This is a genomic window from Saccharopolyspora flava (assembly GCF_900116135.1).
GTDB lineage: Bacteria > Actinomycetota > Actinomycetes > Mycobacteriales > Pseudonocardiaceae > Saccharopolyspora > Saccharopolyspora flava.
Genome location: NZ_FOZX01000006.1, coordinates 343,935 through 359,623 on the forward strand (window position 1 = coordinate 343,935; position 15,689 = coordinate 359,623).

General features: G+C 69.6%; 16 protein-coding genes and 1 pseudogene. 8 read left to right on the forward strand and 9 right to left on the reverse strand.

What is annotated here, in order from left to right; all coding sequences use genetic code 11:
* Positions 1–61: 61 nt before the first annotated feature.
* The 5 genes from BM424_RS29755 to BM424_RS19540 all read right to left on the reverse strand — a co-directional run bounded on the left by BM424_RS29755 (position 62) and on the right by BM424_RS19540 (position 6,130).
* Positions 62–2,398 (reverse strand): LCP family protein, encoded by a 2,337-nt coding sequence (locus tag BM424_RS29755; protein ID WP_281248783.1) that lies wholly within the window; start codon positions 2,396–2,398, stop codon positions 62–64.
* 254 nt (positions 2,399–2,652) lie between these two features.
* Positions 2,653–3,507 (reverse strand): GGDEF domain-containing protein, encoded by an 855-nt coding sequence (locus tag BM424_RS19525; RefSeq protein ID WP_093420177.1) that lies wholly within the window; start codon positions 3,505–3,507, stop codon positions 2,653–2,655.
* Positions 3,508–3,797: 290 nt separating this feature from the next.
* Positions 3,798–4,223 carry a hypothetical protein gene (locus tag BM424_RS19530; protein ID WP_093420037.1) on the reverse strand — a complete coding sequence of 142 codons (426 nt, stop codon included), beginning with the start codon at positions 4,221–4,223 and terminating at the stop codon, positions 3,798–3,800.
* Positions 4,224–4,225: 2 nt separating this feature from the next.
* Positions 4,226–5,380, reverse strand: a complete 1,155-nt coding sequence (gene dusB / locus BM424_RS19535; RefSeq protein ID WP_093420179.1) for a tRNA dihydrouridine synthase DusB — start codon at positions 5,378–5,380, stop codon at positions 4,226–4,228.
* A 123-nt stretch (positions 5,381–5,503) separates the two neighbouring features.
* The gene (locus BM424_RS19540) at positions 5,504–6,130 is read right to left on the reverse strand and encodes a superoxide dismutase family protein (RefSeq protein ID WP_093420040.1); all 627 of its coding nucleotides are present in this window, start codon (positions 6,128–6,130) and stop codon (positions 5,504–5,506) included.
* 411 nt (positions 6,131–6,541) lie between these two features.
* Here BM424_RS19540 and BM424_RS19545 point away from each other — a divergent pair, with 411 nt between their 5' ends.
* Entirely contained in the window at positions 6,542–6,841 is a 300-nt protein-coding gene (locus BM424_RS19545; RefSeq protein ID WP_139274102.1) for a hypothetical protein, read from the forward strand.
* On the opposite strand, the gene BM424_RS19550 is transcribed toward BM424_RS19545, so the two are convergent.
* From BM424_RS19550 to wzt, 3 genes are read right to left on the reverse strand one after another with little or no spacing between them, the layout of a single operon-like run.
* Positions 6,825–7,325 carry an SRPBCC family protein gene (locus BM424_RS19550; RefSeq protein ID WP_093420045.1) on the reverse strand — a complete coding sequence of 167 codons (501 nt, stop codon included), beginning with the start codon at positions 7,323–7,325 and terminating at the stop codon, positions 6,825–6,827. The two genes, BM424_RS19545 and BM424_RS19550, sit on opposite strands and share 17 nt — an antisense overlap.
* A gap of 10 nt (positions 7,326–7,335) precedes the next feature.
* Entirely contained in the window at positions 7,336–7,716 is a 381-nt protein-coding gene (locus BM424_RS19555; protein WP_093420182.1) for an ArsC/Spx/MgsR family protein, read from the reverse strand.
* Positions 7,717–7,728: 12 nt separating this feature from the next.
* Entirely contained in the window at positions 7,729–8,484 is a 756-nt protein-coding gene (gene wzt, locus BM424_RS19560) for a galactan export ABC transporter ATP-binding subunit Wzt/RfbE (RefSeq protein ID WP_093420048.1), read from the reverse strand.
* 172 nt (positions 8,485–8,656) lie between these two features.
* On the opposite strand from wzt, the gene BM424_RS19565 reads away from it, so the two are divergent.
* The 5 genes and pseudogenes from BM424_RS19565 (at position 8,657) to BM424_RS19585 (ending at position 12,802) form a co-directional block, all read left to right on the forward strand.
* Positions 8,657–9,259 (forward strand): TetR/AcrR family transcriptional regulator, encoded by a 603-nt coding sequence (locus tag BM424_RS19565; RefSeq protein ID WP_245775971.1) that lies wholly within the window; start codon positions 8,657–8,659, stop codon positions 9,257–9,259.
* 204 nt (positions 9,260–9,463) lie between these two features.
* Complete coding sequence (locus BM424_RS19570) at positions 9,464–10,300, forward strand: undecaprenyl-diphosphate phosphatase (RefSeq protein ID WP_093420053.1); 837 nt, start codon at positions 9,464–9,466, stop codon at positions 10,298–10,300.
* A 40-nt stretch (positions 10,301–10,340) separates the two neighbouring features.
* Positions 10,341–11,206: pseudogene (folP, locus tag BM424_RS19575) on the forward strand (dihydropteroate synthase).
* A 35-nt stretch (positions 11,207–11,241) separates the two neighbouring features.
* Positions 11,242–11,949, forward strand: coding sequence for a pyrimidine reductase family protein (locus BM424_RS19580; RefSeq protein WP_342742634.1), 708 nt, complete (start codon positions 11,242–11,244; stop codon positions 11,947–11,949).
* Between the two features lie 136 nt (positions 11,950–12,085).
* Positions 12,086–12,802, forward strand: coding sequence for an AMIN-like domain-containing (lipo)protein (locus tag BM424_RS19585; protein ID WP_093420058.1), 717 nt, complete (start codon positions 12,086–12,088; stop codon positions 12,800–12,802).
* A gap of 888 nt (positions 12,803–13,690) precedes the next feature.
* Here BM424_RS19585 and BM424_RS19595 read toward each other — a convergent pair.
* The gene (locus BM424_RS19595; RefSeq protein WP_139274103.1) at positions 13,691–14,224 is read right to left on the reverse strand and encodes a CGNR zinc finger domain-containing protein; all 534 of its coding nucleotides are present in this window, start codon (positions 14,222–14,224) and stop codon (positions 13,691–13,693) included.
* Between the two features lie 44 nt (positions 14,225–14,268).
* Here BM424_RS19595 and BM424_RS19600 point away from each other — a divergent pair, with 44 nt between their 5' ends.
* A complete protein-coding gene (locus BM424_RS19600) occupies positions 14,269–14,925 on the forward strand; it encodes a LysE family translocator (protein ID WP_093420066.1) in 657 nt (218 codons plus the stop codon).
* A gap of 561 nt (positions 14,926–15,486) precedes the next feature.
* Positions 15,487–15,689 (forward strand): helix-turn-helix domain-containing protein (locus BM424_RS19605; protein ID WP_425442039.1); only part of this gene is annotated, 203 nt, incomplete at its 3' end.

The window sequence follows — 15,689 nt, forward strand, 5'->3', positions numbered from 1 at the left end:
GCGGTGAACCAGGGGTGAACACGCCGTGATCGAGCTCACCGGAATCGGTCATTCCTGCAGGTCAGCCGCAGATGTCGTGCCCAGCATTAACGGTTGAGAGATCACCCGGCAGCGACGGGTCCGGCTGCTGCTGGTGCAGCGCCCGGCCCACCCCGGCGGCCCCGCCGGAACCACCCGATCCGCCCGTCGGCGCGGTCTGGGCGACCCGCTGCGTCGGCGCGTCGGTGGTCACCGGAGCCCCGTCGATCATCGACTGGAACAGCGACTTCGCGGCGTCCTCGCGCAGGACCTCCATGCCCTCGTCGTTGGCGTAGCCGGTGGTCGGCACCGTCACGAAGGTGACCTTGTTCGGGTCCAGGCCCTGCAGCTGCTGGCCGAGGTCCATCAGCCGGTCGGCGCCGACGTTGTCGCCGAACGTGTTGGCGCTGACGGCCTTGACGAAGTCGCTGAGCTTGCGCGGGTCGAGCAGCACCTGGCTGGACATGGTCTTGCGCAGCAGCGACGACAGGAACATCTGCTGGCGCTGCATCCGGCCGTAGTCCGAGGTCGGGTCGCCCTCGACGTGCCGCGCGCGGACGTAGGTCAGGGCCTGGTCGCCGGTCAGGTTGTGGCGGCCGGCCTCCGGGATGACCGTGCCCAGCATGGAGTCGACGATCGGCTTCTCGGTGCAGATCTCGACGCCGTGCACCGCGTCGACCATCGACTTGAAGCCGTTGAAGTCGATGCCCAGGAAGCTGTCCATCCGCAGACCCGAGACCTGCTGGATGACCTTCGTGGTGCACAGCGGACCGCCGACCGCGTAGGCCTCGTTCAGCCGCGCGCCCTGCTTGGCCGGGACGACCTCGTTGCCGTACTTGCCGGTCTTGGAGTCCCAGCGCTGGCAGGCGGGCATGTTCACCTGCAGGTCGCGCGGGAAGGACACCAGGATCACGCGGCTCCGGTCGGCCGGGATGTGCGCGATCATCGTGGTGTCCGAGCGCGCGCCCGGCTCGTCGGACTCGTTGCCGACGCCGTCGGCGGCGGTGGCCCCGGCGCGGGTGTCGGAGCCGATCAGCAGGAAGTTCTGGTCGCCCGCCTGGCCGGCGACGTCCTTGATGTCCTGCGAGTTCGGGTCCAGCGCCAGCACCGCGGGCGGGCCGAACAGCGTGGTGGCGCCCCAGGCGAAGCCCAGCGACAGGAACACCGTCAGCGACGCGGCCACCGCCACGGCCATCACGATCAGGTTCGTGCGGCGCTTGCGCTGCTTCTTCTTCCACTCCATGCGCGACGCGCCGCCGCGGTCCTCGCGGAAGTCGAACGGCATGTCGCTGCCGAGCTCGGGTTCCTTCTTGTTGCCGGGCAGCCACGCGTAGCGCTTGCGGCGCTTGGCCTCCTCGGCGGCGATCTCGTCGTGCACCGCGGAGAACCGCGCGAGCGTGAGGTCGATCTGCTCGATGTCGTTCTTGCGCTCGTCGTCGCCGTCCAGGTCCTCGTCGAGGACCTCGGCCTCGTCGTCGAACTCGTCGAGCTCGGAGTAGCCGTCGGCGGGCTGGACGATCGCCGTCTCCTCGGCCCGCTCGACCGGGGGCGGCGTGGGCTTGGCGGCGGCCTGCTGGCCGTTCTGGCCGTTCTGGTTCTGGGGCGCGGCCGGGACGCGGGGGTGCTGCGTGGTCGCGGCCATGTCCGCCTGCTGGGGCGCGGGCGGGGCGGGCCGCGGGTTGCGGCCGGACGGCGGCGAGACGCGCTGCGGGGTGTCGGTGCTCAGCGCTTGGCTGATCCGGGTGGCCTCCTCGGCGGGAGGCTCGGGGTTGCGCCGGGCGGGCCGGGCGGCGGCGCCACCGGCGAACGCGGCGGCGGCACCGGGGGCCGACGGCGGAGGCGGGGTGGGCCGCTGGTTGCGGCCGGACGGCGGGGACACCGGCGCGGCCGGAGGCTGCTGCACGGGTCGCGGGCCGGTGCTCGGCGGCGTCCAGCCCACCGGGGGCGCCGGGTTGATCGGCGGCGCGGGCGGGTTGGGCATCGGGCGGCTCGGCGGCGCCTGCCGGGCGCGGCGGCCGGACCGCTCGGGGGTCGTCCAGGCCTGCGCCGGTTCCGGCGGCTGCGGAGCGGCCCGGCGGGGGCCGGTCTGCGGGGACTGCGGCGCGGCCGGCGGCTGGCCGGTCGGAGGCGCCGGGCTCGGGGTCGCCGGGGGTGCGGTCGGGGGCTGCTGCGGATCAGCGGCGCGGCGGTGGCCCGAGGTGCCCGGGCTCTTGCCGTGCTTGGACAGCAGATCGATCACTCGAGTGCCGCCCGTGCCGTCCTCGGACAGCGCGCGTCGGCGACGTCCGGAACCACCACTGGCCGAACCGGTGGCATCGGCGTCCTCGTCGGGGCGGGTACGCCGGTGCCCGAAGTCGCCATGCCGGGGGTCTTGCGGCACGCGTGTTCCCTCCCAACCTGCCTCAGTCATCGTTCTGCGAATCGTGCTGGCGCTCTCGACACTCCCCGACATGTATCGCGCGGCGCCTAGGAGATAGTACGGCGGATCGCCCGAACTGACGATAGCGCCGACAGTTTCTTCACAATCAGTGCACGATCCTACCGCGCTGCTCGTCTATTGCGACGAGCCGTGCTAAGCCAGATGACCGATATGTTCACAATGAGAATGCACCCTGCGTTCTTGCGCGATCGCCATCAGTAGCCGGCGGCTCTTCTCCCCGTTTCGGTGATCCGCTCGGAAGCGGCACCCGCCAACCGGACTTCGGCGCCTTTTCGGTAAGCGACGGCATTTCGACCGGCGCGCTTCGCCGCGTACAGCAGCGCGTCGGCCGAGATCAACTGCTGCTCGCCCGACACGTGCCCGCCGGTGCCCTGCTCGTGCGCGACGCCGATGCTGATCGTCACGCCGAGCCCGGGCGCCATCGTCTCCCACTCGAAGTGCTCCACCCGCTGCCGGGCCGCTTCGCAGACCTGCACCGCCGAGTTGGGCAGGATGTGCGGCAGCACCAGCACGAACTCCTCGCCGCCGTAGCGGGCGCAGAACGCCCCGTCCGGCAACGCCTCCTGCAGCAGGTCCACGACCCGCTGCAGCACCCGGTCGCCGAACAGGTGTCCGTAGGTGTCGTTGACCACCTTGAACCAGTCCAGGTCGATCAGCGACACCGCCAGGCCCTCGCCGGTCATGGCGTTCTCGGCGACCAGGTCGGCGAGCCGTTCGTCGAGGTAGCGACGGTTGTAGCTGGCGGTGAGGCTGTCCCGGAGGCTGTCCTCGCGAGCCTTGGCGTGCTCGCGGCGCAGCAGCTCGACCTCGCTGCGCAGCTGCTCGGGCACCGCCGGCTTGTCCGACGACATCATGTCCAGCGCCGAGCGCAGGTGGTGGTAGGCCTGCCGCCACTGGCCCCGGGAGGCCAGCAGCCGCGCGATGGACTCGTGCAGTTCCGCCATGCCCGTGCCGTTGGCGACTTCCTCACGGCTGCGAGGCGTGGGCGGTTGCGGCACGTCTCCTCCGCCGGAGTGCGGGTCTTGCCCGGTGAACCCGTTGCGGATCATGTCGACCACCTCCCGTCCGCGCTGTCGTTCGGTCTGACGGAACGATCATGCCGGTTCGACTCGCCCCGTGCCTCGGTTCGCGCGATCGAGTGACAACGTCGGCGGTTCCGAGGCCGAGCCATCGGCTCCTAGGTGTGTACCGGGCGGAGGGGTGGATGTGGAAGCGAATCGGGACGGACCCACCCGCACGGACGAGCAAACCAGTGTCAGTTTCATATCACCGCCCGGCAAGTCGATCGGAGTGATCTTGGCCGCAGATTCCCGTTTTTCGAGCGCCGGCGGGAGCGCGGTCATTGAGGACAGGGTGCGAAGCCGAACGTGCGGCCGTCGAGCACCACGAGGTGTTGTGACCCGATTTGATGACCGGTGGTGCTGCCGCCCGTCCGGGTGGTGACCTCGACGCCGATCACCCAGATCTGCCCGCGCGGCACCACGCCGTCGGCGGTGAACCCGGGATCGGGCCGCAGCGTGCTCCACGCCGGGTCGAGCCGGACGGTGAGGTCGCCGAGCTCGCACGTGTTGGCGGTGAAGTCCGGGTGCTGAGTCCGGTTGAAGAACTCCTGCTGCGCCGCCGGTCCGGCCGCGGCGGCGGCGTTGTTGTCGGCGAAGTACCCGCGGAAGTCCGGCCGCTGCGGCGTCGAGGCGCAGCCGGACAGCGCTGCGGCGAGGCCGAGCGCTGCGGTCAGGCCCAGCGCGGTGAGCGGCCGGCCCGGCACGCTCAGCCGCCGCTGGAGTCGATCTCCGCGCCGCTCGGCACGGTCGCGTCGTCGGGGTCGTCGAGCCAGCCCTCGGGCAGCACGACCTTGCCCGCCGAGCCCTGGCGCCCGCGCGGTCCCTCGGCGTCGGTCGGGAACGGCACGGTCGGGTCGAGCTGCGCCAGCAGGTCGTCGAGCTGCGCGAGGCTGGACACCAGCCCGAAGCCGTGCCGCAGGTCGGAGCCGACGGGGAAGCCGCGCAGGTACTGCGACATGTGCTTGCGCAGGTCGCGCAGGCCCTTCTCCTCGCCCATGTGGTCGGCGAGCAGCTCGGCGTGCCGCCGCAGCACGCGCGAGACCTCGCCCAGGTTCGGGCCTTCCGGGATCGGCTGTCCGGTGAACGCGGCCTGCAGGTCGCGGAACAGCCAGGGGCGCCCGAGGCAGCCGCGCCCGACGACCACGCCGTCGCAGCCGGTCTCGTCGACCATCCGCAGCGCGTCGTCGGCGCTGAAGATGTCGCCGTTGCCCAGCACCGGGATCGAGGTGACGTGCTGCTTGAGGGTGCGGATCGCCGACCAGTCGGCGGTCCCGGAGTAGCGCTGCGAGGCGGTCCTGCCGTGCAGCGCGACCGCTGCGGCGCCCTCCTCCTCGGCGATGCGCCCGGCGTCGAGGTAGGTGATGTGCTCGTCGTCGATGCCGATGCGGAACTTCACGGTCACCGGGATGCCCGCCGGCGCGGCGGCGGTGACGGCGGCGCGCACGATGTCGCGGAACAGCCGCCGCTTGTACGGCAGCGCGGAACCGCCGCCCTTGCGGGTGACCTTGGGGACCGGGCAGCCGAAGTTCATGTCGACGTGATCGGCGAGGTCCTCCTCGACGATCATCCGCACGGCCTGCCCCATCGTGACCGGGTCGACGCCGTAGAGCTGCATCGAGCGCGGGCTCTCGTCGGCGTCGAAGGTGATCATCTCGAGCGTCTTGGGGTGCCGTTCCACCAGCGCCCGGCTGGTGATCATCTCGCACACGTACAGCCCGGCGCCGTACTCCCGGCACAGCCGCCGGAACGCCACGTTCGTGATTCCCGCCATCGGGGCGAGCACCACCGGCGGATCGACCTCGTGAGGCCCGATCCGCAGCGTCTTGGCACCCGTCGGGGCGGGCAGGTCCAGAGCGGTCATCACGCCCATTGTCCCCGATGCCCGAGGGCGATCACCCGTGACCTGCGTCAAGGCGTTCCGGTGCGGGAAGCGCAGGAGGGCACCCGCCTGGTCGGCGGATGCCCTCCCGGTGCTCCCGGCGGATCAGAAGTCCGCGGTGATGCAGGCCAGGCGCGAGCCCGCGGAGCCGGCCTTGCCGGGCTCGGAGTGGGTGTGGGTCTCGTGCAGCACGACCGACTGGGCGTCGTCGCGGGTGGCCAGCGACCAGGCGCCCTCGGCGGTGGCGGTGCCGTTGCCCTGCGCGTCGGTGTGGAAGTCCAGCCACACCTCGTTCTGCGGGTTGGCGTAGGCCGGGTCGACCGACGGCTTCACCGGGTCGGCCTTCTCCTGGTAGTGCGAGCCGGCGTCCTCACCGGTCGCGCCGCAGGGCTTGACGTGCACGTGGGCGCCGTAGGGGCGGTTCGGCTGCAGGCCCTTGACCTCGACGGTCACCTGGCTCTTGCCGTCGGCGGCGGAGGAGTTGACGGTGATCTGCCCGCCGACCGGCACCTCTTCGGGCTTGTAGGTGATGGCCTTGGCGGTCGGCGAGAAGTTCTCGAACGCGCCCGAGGTCTGCTTGCCCGCAGCGGACTGGCCCTCGGCGGGCGTCTGCGGCGCGGGCTGGTGCTGCGCGTGCTCGGCCTCCTGGCCTCCGCCGCAACCGGCGAGGAGCACGCCGGCGGTGCACAGGCCCACGATCGAACCGAACAGTCGCGTCCGCTGCTGAAGCATGTTTCTGTCCTTAATGGTCGCCGAGGTCTCGGCTGTTGACGCTGCCCGCGCGAACATGGCCGCATGTTCAGGATTTTTCCTGCTCAGCGTCCGTGCGGGCATTCCCTTCCCTGGGGGATTGATCCTAAGTGCCCAAGGTTGCGTTCCGGCATCGCCGGGGCGACCCGGAGGTTCGCCGTCCGCGAATCGGCAGCCGGTCCTCGCTGTTCACTACGATCAAGTCGTCCGCCCGAGCGATCCTCATCACGCGACCGCGCGACCGTCCTATGTGGACGGAAGTTGATCGATGCCGGTTATCGGCCGAGAAGTTCGGTTGATCTCGAATCGGCCCGGGCGTTGCGGACGCGCCGCGATCTCCCTAAGGTGTTACTTGAAGTAACAGGTGTGCTCGGTATCCCCGAGGAGGTCGCGATGCCGGTTCCCGAGGCGTTCTCCAAGCTGGTCGACACGACCGTCGCGCAGACGGCGAAGTTCTACGAGCAGGTCCGCCAGGACGGTGCCGAGCACGTCGCGCGCTTCTCCGGCCGCGCCGCCAGCTGGGCCGACCAGGCAGGCGCCGCGACGGCGGACTTCACCGAGGACGCCGCGACGAAGGCGGCCGCGGTGAGCCGCACGGCGGCCGACAAGGTCGCCACCGCCACCAGCGGTCTCGCCGAGAACGTCGGCGAGCGCATCATCCGGCTCGGCGAGAAGCTCACCCGCCGCGACTGATCCGCGGGTAGCCGCGCTTGGCCGTGCGCTCCAGCACGCCCAGCGTCGCCCGCAGCGCCTTCTGGTCGATCACCGGGAAGACCGGTTCCCAGTCCGGGTGCACGCCGCTCCAGTCGCAGTACGAGGTGACGCGGGTGGCCGGTCCGTCACCGCTGTCCTCCAGCGGTTCGAGCAGGTAGCCGAAGACGTGGCCGATCGGCGGTTTGATCGTGCCGTGGATCGTCCACTCGATCTCGGTGGGCTCGACGACCTTGGTGAACACGACCTCGACGTCGTACTGGCCCATGGGGAGGTCGCCCAGCGCTTCGCGGTCCATGTGCACCACGAAGGTGTCCCCGGCCGCGCTCACCGGCGCGCCGTCGGAGGACTGCAGCATCCCGGACGAGTCGATCGCCACGTGCCCCTCGGGGTCCCGCAGCACGGCGAAGATCTCCGACGGCGAGACCGCCATCGTGCGCGTGGCCGCGATGCGCTTGTCGCTCATGCCCGCGACCCTACGGCCGAGCCCCGTCCCGCTCGGCCTCGATGACGCGACGCACCGATTCGGGATCGCGGCCGACGACGGTGGTGCTGTCGGAGGCGGTGATGATCGGGCGCTGGACGAGCTTCGGGTTCTCGCTCATCAGGCGCAGCCACTCACCCCGGTGCTCGGCGTCCTTCGGCACGTCGCGCAGCCCGATCTCCTTGGCGACGGCCTCACCGGTCCGCGCGATGTCCCACGGCTCCAGCCCGAGCCGCTCCAGCACGGCCTCCAGCTCACCGACCGTCGGCGGCTCCTCCAGGTAGCGCCGCACGGTGTACTCGGCCCCGGCCGCGTCCAACTCGCTCACCGCGGAACGGCACTTCGAACACGCCGGATTCACCCAGATCTCCAACACACCCCCAGACTACGTCCCCGCGAACGGCGGATGGCCCTTGTACGCGGTCAGCACCTCCGTCACGGGCCCGGTCATCCGGATCGCTCCCTCGTCCATCCAGATCGCCGTGCTGCACAGCTCCATCAGCAGTTCGTCGGAGTGCGACGCGAAGACCAGCATTCCGGAGCGCTCGACGAGGTCCACCATGCGCCGGCGCGCCTTGGCGATGAACGCGGCGTCGACCGCGCCCAGGCCCTCGTCGAGGATCAGGATCTCCGGGTCGATCGTGGTGACGACGCCCAGCGCCAGGCGCACCCGCATACCCGCCGAGTAGGTCCGCAGCGGCATGTGCAGGTAGTCGCCGAGCTCGGTGAACTCCGCGATGTCGTCGGCCCGGTCCAGCATCTGGCGTCGCGTCATGCCGAGGAAGAGCCCGCGGATGATGATGTTCTCGTAACCGGAGACCTCCGGGTCCATGCCGACGCCGAGGTCGAAGACCGGCGCGACCTTCCCCCGGATCCGGGCGCTGCCGCGCGTGGGCTCGTAGATCCCGGACAGCAGCCGCAGGAGCGTCGACTTCCCGGCCCCGTTGTGCCCGACGAGGGCCACTCGATCGCCTTCGCGCAGCGACAGCGTGATCCCTCGCAGGGCCTCGACGACCGGCACCTTCGCCCCGGTCCCGATCTTGCCCCCGACCTTGCCGAACACCTTCTTCTTCAACGACCGAGACCGCGCGTCGAAGATCGGGAAGTCGACGAACGCGTCCCGCACCTCGATCCCCACCAAGCCCGAACCCCTCTCCACAGAAGCGAACGCAAATTACCATTCGCATCCCTGGTGTCGAAAACCCCGGCATTCGTCGCGTCGAAAACCCCGGTTTTCGCGCCGACGAATGTTGCGGTTTTCGACGCCGGATCACTCGGACGGTGGAGGGTGCGGGGGCGGTAGCGTCGGCGAGGTGAGCTCCCCGCACTACCGGCCTCCGCAGCAGGCGCGCAGTCGAGAGTCCCTGCAGAAGGTGCTGACCTCGGCCGAGCACGTGCTGAGCGCGGGAGGGCTCGACGACTTCACGGTGGCGGCGGTCGCCGAGCACGCGGGCGTGTCGGTGGGCGCGATCTACCGGCGCTTCCCCGGCAAGGAGCAGCTCCTCGAAGCCGTCAAGGACCAGCTCCTGGAGACGCTGGAAACCGATGTGCGCGAGGCGCTTTCGTCCGCGGCACCGGACCTCCGCAGCGTCGTGGTCGCCTTCACCGGCGCGATGGCCGACGCCTTCGCCGGGCACACCCGGGCCTTCCCGGAGCTGCTCAGCGTCCAGTCGGCGGAAGGCGCCGAGCGCGGCCTGCGCGCTCTCGACGTCGTGCAGCGGGCTTTCGTCGACGCCGCCCGGCCGCACCTGGAGCCCGATGCGGGCGACGCGGTGCGCTTCGCCGCGCGGAGCGTCATCGGTGCGTGCGTCCACCGCGCGGCCAGCTGCCAGGCGTGGCCCGACGGTCTCGGCTGGGACCAGTGGGCCTCCCGAACCGCGGACATGGCCCTGGCCTACTTGGGCGCGGAGGTGTGAGAGCGGGCGGTTTGGGTCCGAACCGCCCGGGATCTCGTCCCCGAAACCCCGGGCGATTCGGGCCAAAACCGCCCCCAGGCGAGCACCTCGATGATCTCCCGCAATCGGACTCGTCGGGTTCGCGCCTGCCACCGGGGTGTCGGTAGGCCGATCGGGATCCGCTGGTCCGATACCGTGCGGCTGCCGGTGAGGAGAGGGGACGTCGTGGGGTGGTTCGAAGCGATCGTGCTGGGGCTGGTGCAGGGGCTCACCGAGTTCCTGCCGATCTCCTCCAGCGCGCACGTCCGCGTCGTGGCGGCCTTCGCCGGGTGGGACGACCCGGGGGCGGCGTTCACCGCGGTCATCCAGATCGGCACCGAGCTCGCGATCGTCGCCTACTTCGCGCGCAAGATCGGCTCGATCCTCGCGAACTGGTTCCGCTCGCTGCGCGACCCCGAGCACCGCCACCACCCGGACGCCCGGATGGGGTGGCTGATCATCGTCGGCACCCTCCCGGTCGTGGTGCTCGGCGTGCTGTTCGAGGACGCGATCGACTCGGTGTTCCGCGACCTGCGGCTGACCGCCGTCGTGCTGATCGGCTTCGGCCTGCTGCTGGGCTGGGCCGACCGGTTCGGCCGCAAGCAGCGCAGCCTCGACGACCTGACCGTGCCGCACGGCCTCACCTACGGGTTCGCGCAGGCACTCGCCCTGATCCCCGGTGTTTCCCGCTCGGGCGGCACCACGACCGCCGGTCTGCTGATGGGCTACCGGCGCGCCGACGCCGCCGAGTACTCGTTCCTGCTGGCCGCCCCGGCGGTGTTCGGTTCCGGTATCTACAAGCTCACCGACATCGGTGCCGGGAACGCGCCCGCCTGGGGTCCGACACTGGTGGCGACGGTCGTGTCGTTCGTGGTCGGCTACGCCGTCGTCGCCTGGCTGATGGCCTACATCAAGCGCGGCACCTTCGTCCCGTTCGTGGTCTACCGGGTGGTGCTGGGCGTCGTGCTGCTGGTGCTGGTGTTCGCGGGCGTCCTGGACCCGGCGGCGGGCCCGAGCACGTAGTCTCGGCTGCGGAGGACGTGCCGCGCGGCGAGGAGACCGGATGCTTGAGCTGGCCTTTCGGGGTCGAACGGTGGTCAGCGATCGCGCTCTGATCATGGCGATCGTGAACCGCACGCCGGATTCGTTCTACGACCACGGCGCGACCTTCGCCGAGGACCGGGCCCGCGAGGCCATCGCGCACGCCGTCGCCGAGGGCGCCGACGTCCTCGACATCGGCGGGATCCCGGCGAGCCCCGGCCCGGAGGTCACCGTCGAGGAGGAGCTCGACCGCGTGCTGCCGACGCTGGAGTGGACGCGGGAGGAGTTCCCCGACCTCGTCATCAGCATCGACACCTACCGGCACGAGGTCGCCGACGTGGTGTGCCGGGCGGGCGCGGACCTGCTCAACGACACCTGGCAGGGCTACGACCCGAAGATGCTCGAGGTCGCCGCGAAGTACGGCGCCGGGTACGTCTGCTCGCACACCGGAGGCCTCCAGCCGCGCACCGATCCGACCCGCCCGCAGTACGACGACGTCGTCGCGGACGTCATCACCGAGACCACGAGCCTCGCCGAGAAGGCCGTCGCCCTGGGCGTTCCGCGCGAAGGCGTGCTGATCGATCCCGCGATCGATTTCGGCAAGAACACCTACCAGTCGCTGGAGATCCTCGGTCGGCTGCAGGAGATGATCGACACGGGCTGGCCGGTGCTGATGGCGATGAGCACAACAAGAACGTCGTCGGCGAGACGCTCGGCGTCGAGCTGGACGACCGGGTGACCGGCACGCTCGCCGCGACCGCCCTGGCGGCGCAGGCCGGTGCGGCGATGTTCCGCGCGCACCAGGTCCGCGAGACCCGGCACACCCTGGAGATGGTCGCGAGCATCGCCGGCGAGCGGAAGCCGTCGCGCGTGGTGAGGTACCTGTGATGCACCGGTTGTGGCCGCCGCACGAGGCGGGAAGCGTGGACCGAGCCGAGCTGGAGCGCCTCTACGGCTATCCGGAGGACCGGTCCCAGTGGCTCGCGATGAACTTCGTGAGCAGTGTGGACGGCGCGGTCGAGGTCGCGGGGCGCTCGCGCGGCCTGAGCAACGCCGCCGACCGGGAGGTGTACCCGCTGGGCAGCAGCCTGGCGGACGTGGTCCTGGTCGGGGCGAGCACCGCGATCATCGAGGAGTTCCGCGGCATCGAGCTGGACGAGCGGCAGACCGAGCTGCGCGCCCGCCACGGGCTCGCGCCGGTCCCGCGCATCGCGGTCGTCACCTCCGGCCGGTCGCTCCCGCCGGACGCACCGGTGATCACCGAAGCGCAGGTCCCCACGATCGTGATCACCTGCGATGCGGCCCCGGCGACGCTGCGCGAGGACTGGGAAGCGGCGGGCGCCGAGGTCCTGGTCGCGGGCCACGACTCGGTCGATTTCGCCGCCGCGACAAGCGCTTTGGCGCAGCGCGGGCTCAAGCGGATGCACTGCGACGGCGGCCCGCGCCTGTTCGGCTCGCTGCTGGAAGCGGGCGCCGTCGACGAACTCCGCCTCACCCTGTCCCCGATGCTGGTGTCCGGCACGGCCGAACGCATCGCCCACGGCACGGGCATCGACCCGGCCGACCTCACCCTGGCCTCGGTCCTCGCCCAGGACGACACCCTGATGATCCGCTACCTGATCAACAAGTGACGCCGTCCGCGGTCCTCGTCCGGATTCAGGGCGTGCGTCGGACGGGTTGATCGTTTTTCGGTGCGGGACGGAACCAACGCGTCCCCGGCGCGTCTCAAGGTGCGTGAGACATCAGAAAACAAGGGGGCAATCGCTCATGTCTTTCCGCACCAAGCTCGCCGTGGCCACCGGTTCCGTCGTGTTGTCCGCGCTCGCGCTGACCGGCTGCTCGGCGGGTGCGCAGCAGCCCGTGGTCGCTCCCGTTCTCGGACAGGCTTCCGCGAACCAGCCGTCTTCCGGCCCCGCCGTGGGGCACAGCGAAGGCGGCACGATCAGCCACGCCGCTGGTACCGGCGACAACAGCGAGTCCGCTGACACCGGCACGAGCAGCACGTCCGCCGGGACCGGCACGAGCAGCGAGGCTGCTGGCACCTACCCCGGCAGCGGGGCCTACGAGAGCGGCGACGCGGTCGACACCCCTGTCGGTGACATCGATATCCGGGCCGGTCAGCACGGCTCCGAGGAGCGCGTGGTCTTCGACTTCAGCTCGCTTTCCGGGCTGTCCGGCGGCATCTCGGTGAACAGCCACGAGCTCAACCAGACGGCTCCGGTCTGGGGCGGCTCCGCGGAACCGGTCCAGGGCATGAAGGGCACGAACTTCCTGCACATCTACCTGAACGCCGCCGACGCAGGCCGGACCACCGCGGGCCCCGAGCTGTTCAACCTGCCGACCGCCAAGAGCGCTGTGGTCAACGACAACTCGCACGGCACCGCCGAGATGACCATCGGTCTCGACTCCAGTGTGGACTACGAGGTCCTGGTCGAGGGCGAGAAGCTCATCATCAACATGACTCGGGGCCCGCTCGGCCGGTGATCTCAGGCGGAGAGCAGCCGGCCCCGCCACCGAGCTGCCCCGCTCATGCATGGGGGGCGTCATCCGACGCTAGGTATGCCACCAACTGGCCTCCTCAAACGACGAGGGGGCCAGTTGTCGTCACCACTCCGTCCCGCCGACGGCCGACCCCGTGGGGTACGCCCCGGAGGAGTCGCCTTCCACGGCAAAAGCACGGCGGCGATCTTGAAAAGAAGAACCCCAGGTCGTGTGACCTGGGGTTTTGGTGGGCCGCCAGGGGATCGAACCCTGAACCCGCGGATTGTCGATCCATGGTGGACAGTGCTTGTCGTTGCCTGACAAGACCTTTGGTTAGCTGCATAGATGGTGTTTTCGAAGTTCGCCTTGCCTGGCGTCGTTTGCCGTCATCTGCGGCTGATTCTTGGCAATTAATCGGCGACTTTTGCCGTCCCTTGCCGTGGTTTGACGGCCTTCGCGGGGACCAGCTGAGTGACCACCAGGCCGGGCCTGCCGGAGCGGTTCGTCAGCTCGAACGTGGCAAGTGCCCACCAGTCACCGACGCAGGTCTGGTGCCAAGCTAGCAGGACGCCGGGGACGGTTGTGGAGATGTCGATGCCGCCCGCTCGTACGCGGAGCGGGGTGCGGCCGCAGCCGATGCCGTGTTGTGGCGGTAGAGCCTGCGTCAGGTGGACCCAGATGGGTTGCGGGGTGTCCGGCCGTCGCCGTGTGCCCTGCCAGCCATCGCCACCCTCGTTCGCCACCTGGTGCCCGCTCCGACGTGAAGTTTGGTCGGGTCGGCCAGAGAGGTGCAGCGACCGACCCGCGCCGAGCCTTCTGGATCTTCCCCATCCTCCCACCCGACACCCCGAGGCTAGAACACGCGTGCGAATGATCGCCAGTTGGCGACCGTCAGTTCCTTTCTGTGCCCGGATTCGGCTTCGCGCGTTGGCGGTACGCGGCCACTTTGTGGCGGTTCAGGCAGGTCGACGAGCAGAAGCGCCGTTTGCCCGCTGGGGATGCGTCGGCATACGCGTCGACGCACTTGGCGCCATGACACGTTCCGAGGCGGGCCTGTTCATGGTTCAGCAGCCACTGCAAGATGCATGTGGCCAGGGCTGCGGGGAGCACTTCGGTTCGCGCCTCAACCGTCCAGCACAGACCCGACTCGGACGCGACCGGCAAGGGGCGTGCTGACTGCAAGAGGTCGTTGAGCTCTTGGAACGCGTGGCCGTCCTGCGCGGAGGAGAACACCTGGAAGGTCGCATTCGCTGTAGCCACGAGGTCGTCAGTATCGGGGATGGGCAGGTGGCCGGGCCACGCCAGGATCTCGGTTGCGTTGGGGTACGGCGTCTCCAGCTCGTCTGCGGCCGCGCGTGGGAGGTCGGCGTACTCGTTCACGAACTCGACCACGCGGGTCATTTCGAGCGCAGGGACAGCAAGCACGAAACAGAGTGTAACCCTGACATTCTGTTCTTAGGGTTACACAGATGGTAACCTCCAAATTCGTGTCTTCGGGTTACGTATGGGTGGACCTAAGCGTCCTGCCTGCCTTTCTCGCTGCCGTCGTCATCCTTCTGCTGGCACCGGGGCCTGACATGGCCTTCATCGTCGCCACGGGCTTGAGAGACGGCCGAAAGGGCGCGACGCGAGCCGCCTTCGGCATCACTGCGGGCGTCAGCGTCTACGTGGTTCTCACGGCCCTCGGTCTCGGCATGTTTCTCGCTGCTGCGCCGGGGGTGGTTGGCGCGATCCAGCTCGGCGGCGCTGTGTACTTGGCGTATCTCGCATGGGCGAGTTGGAGGTCCAGCGGGTCTGAGCCAGCGGCCACCGCCGTCCCGTCGGCGGATGTGTTTCGGCGGGGGTTCGTGGTAAACATCGCCAACCCGAAGATCATGCTCTTCTTCACTGCATTTCTGCCGCAGTTCCTCGGCGCTACCAAGGGGAACCCTGTTCTTCAGCTGCTGATGCTGGGTTTGATTCTGCAGCTACTCGGGCTCCTGGCGGATCTCGCGATCGGTTGCGCGGCGGGCGTGATCCGAGATCGGGTACTGCACCACACGCGAGTCAGGATGCTCTTGGAACGGCTCGCAGCAGGCGTCTACGGTGCGCTAGCGACCGTCTTGCTGGCCGACACCGTCCGCTAAGCGCCCGTGAAGATGGACCAGAAGCCGGTGAGCACCTTCGCGGCCGGCACTTCTGTGCCCTCTGGAGTGGTAAGGCGACCAGCTCGGCAGCGTGCCCAGCACTGTGCCCTGAGTTTGACCAGGTGAGCGATTGCCTGAGGTGACGGAAACCGCGGTTGAGTTGGTTTGCTTCGGGCGTGGTCCTGCGGGGCCGCCTGCCACCGCTGGCGTCAGGGTGCGGCTGCCGACCTTTCCGCTTGCGCCCGGTCGCGGTCGGTGGCCTGCCGGGACCGGTGAGCGCAGCGAGCCGCACGCCCGGCCGGCCAACGACCGCTTGACCGGGCTCGCATACAGGAAGGTCGGCAGCTCCACCCTGGCTCGCATACAGCGGCAGGCGGCCCCGCAGGGGCCGCCCTTGATGAAGTAGAGAAAGTTTAAACACGCGGACCAGAACCGAAGTGTCCTACTTCGCTTGATGGGTGACACGCGGTGTTCAGTTGATGGGTAACACTGCCGCCCCCGGTTTGACTTCGGCGCGATGGTTGTTCGTCGCGTGGAGGGCCGGGGCCGATGCTCGTGGAGTTGAGCGTTGTGGAGCAGCGTTATCACGCGGTCATGGAGGTCCTGTCGGCTGGAGCTCAGGTCACCGAGGTCGCTGAACGGTATGGCGTGTCGCGGAAGACGGTCCATGCCTGGATTCGCCGCTATCGGGATGAGGGCCTGGCCGGTCTGGAAGATCGATCGCATCGGCCGCGTGCGCATCCGTGGCAGCTGGATGCCGAGAT

Excerpts from the sequence above, each read along its gene's own strand:
- BM424_RS19525 (WP_093420177.1), bottom strand. The coding sequence starts at position 3,507 with ATGATCCGCAACGGGTTCACCGGGCAAGACCCGCACTCCGGCGGAGGA.
- BM424_RS19545 (WP_139274102.1), top strand. The coding sequence starts at position 6,542 with ATGCCGGTTCCCGAGGCGTTCTCCAAGCTGGTCGACACGACCGTCGCG.
- BM424_RS19600 (WP_093420066.1), top strand. The coding sequence starts at position 14,269 with ATGGTAACCTCCAAATTCGTGTCTTCGGGTTACGTATGGGTGGACCTA.
- BM424_RS19540 (WP_093420040.1), bottom strand. The coding sequence starts at position 6,130 with ATGCTTCAGCAGCGGACGCGACTGTTCGGTTCGATCGTGGGCCTGTGC.
- BM424_RS19585 (WP_093420058.1), top strand. The coding sequence starts at position 12,086 with ATGTCTTTCCGCACCAAGCTCGCCGTGGCCACCGGTTCCGTCGTGTTG.
- dusB (WP_093420179.1), bottom strand. The coding sequence starts at position 5,380 with ATGACCGCTCTGGACCTGCCCGCCCCGACGGGTGCCAAGACGCTGCGG.
- BM424_RS19550 (WP_093420045.1), bottom strand. The coding sequence starts at position 7,325 with ATGAGCGACAAGCGCATCGCGGCCACGCGCACGATGGCGGTCTCGCCG.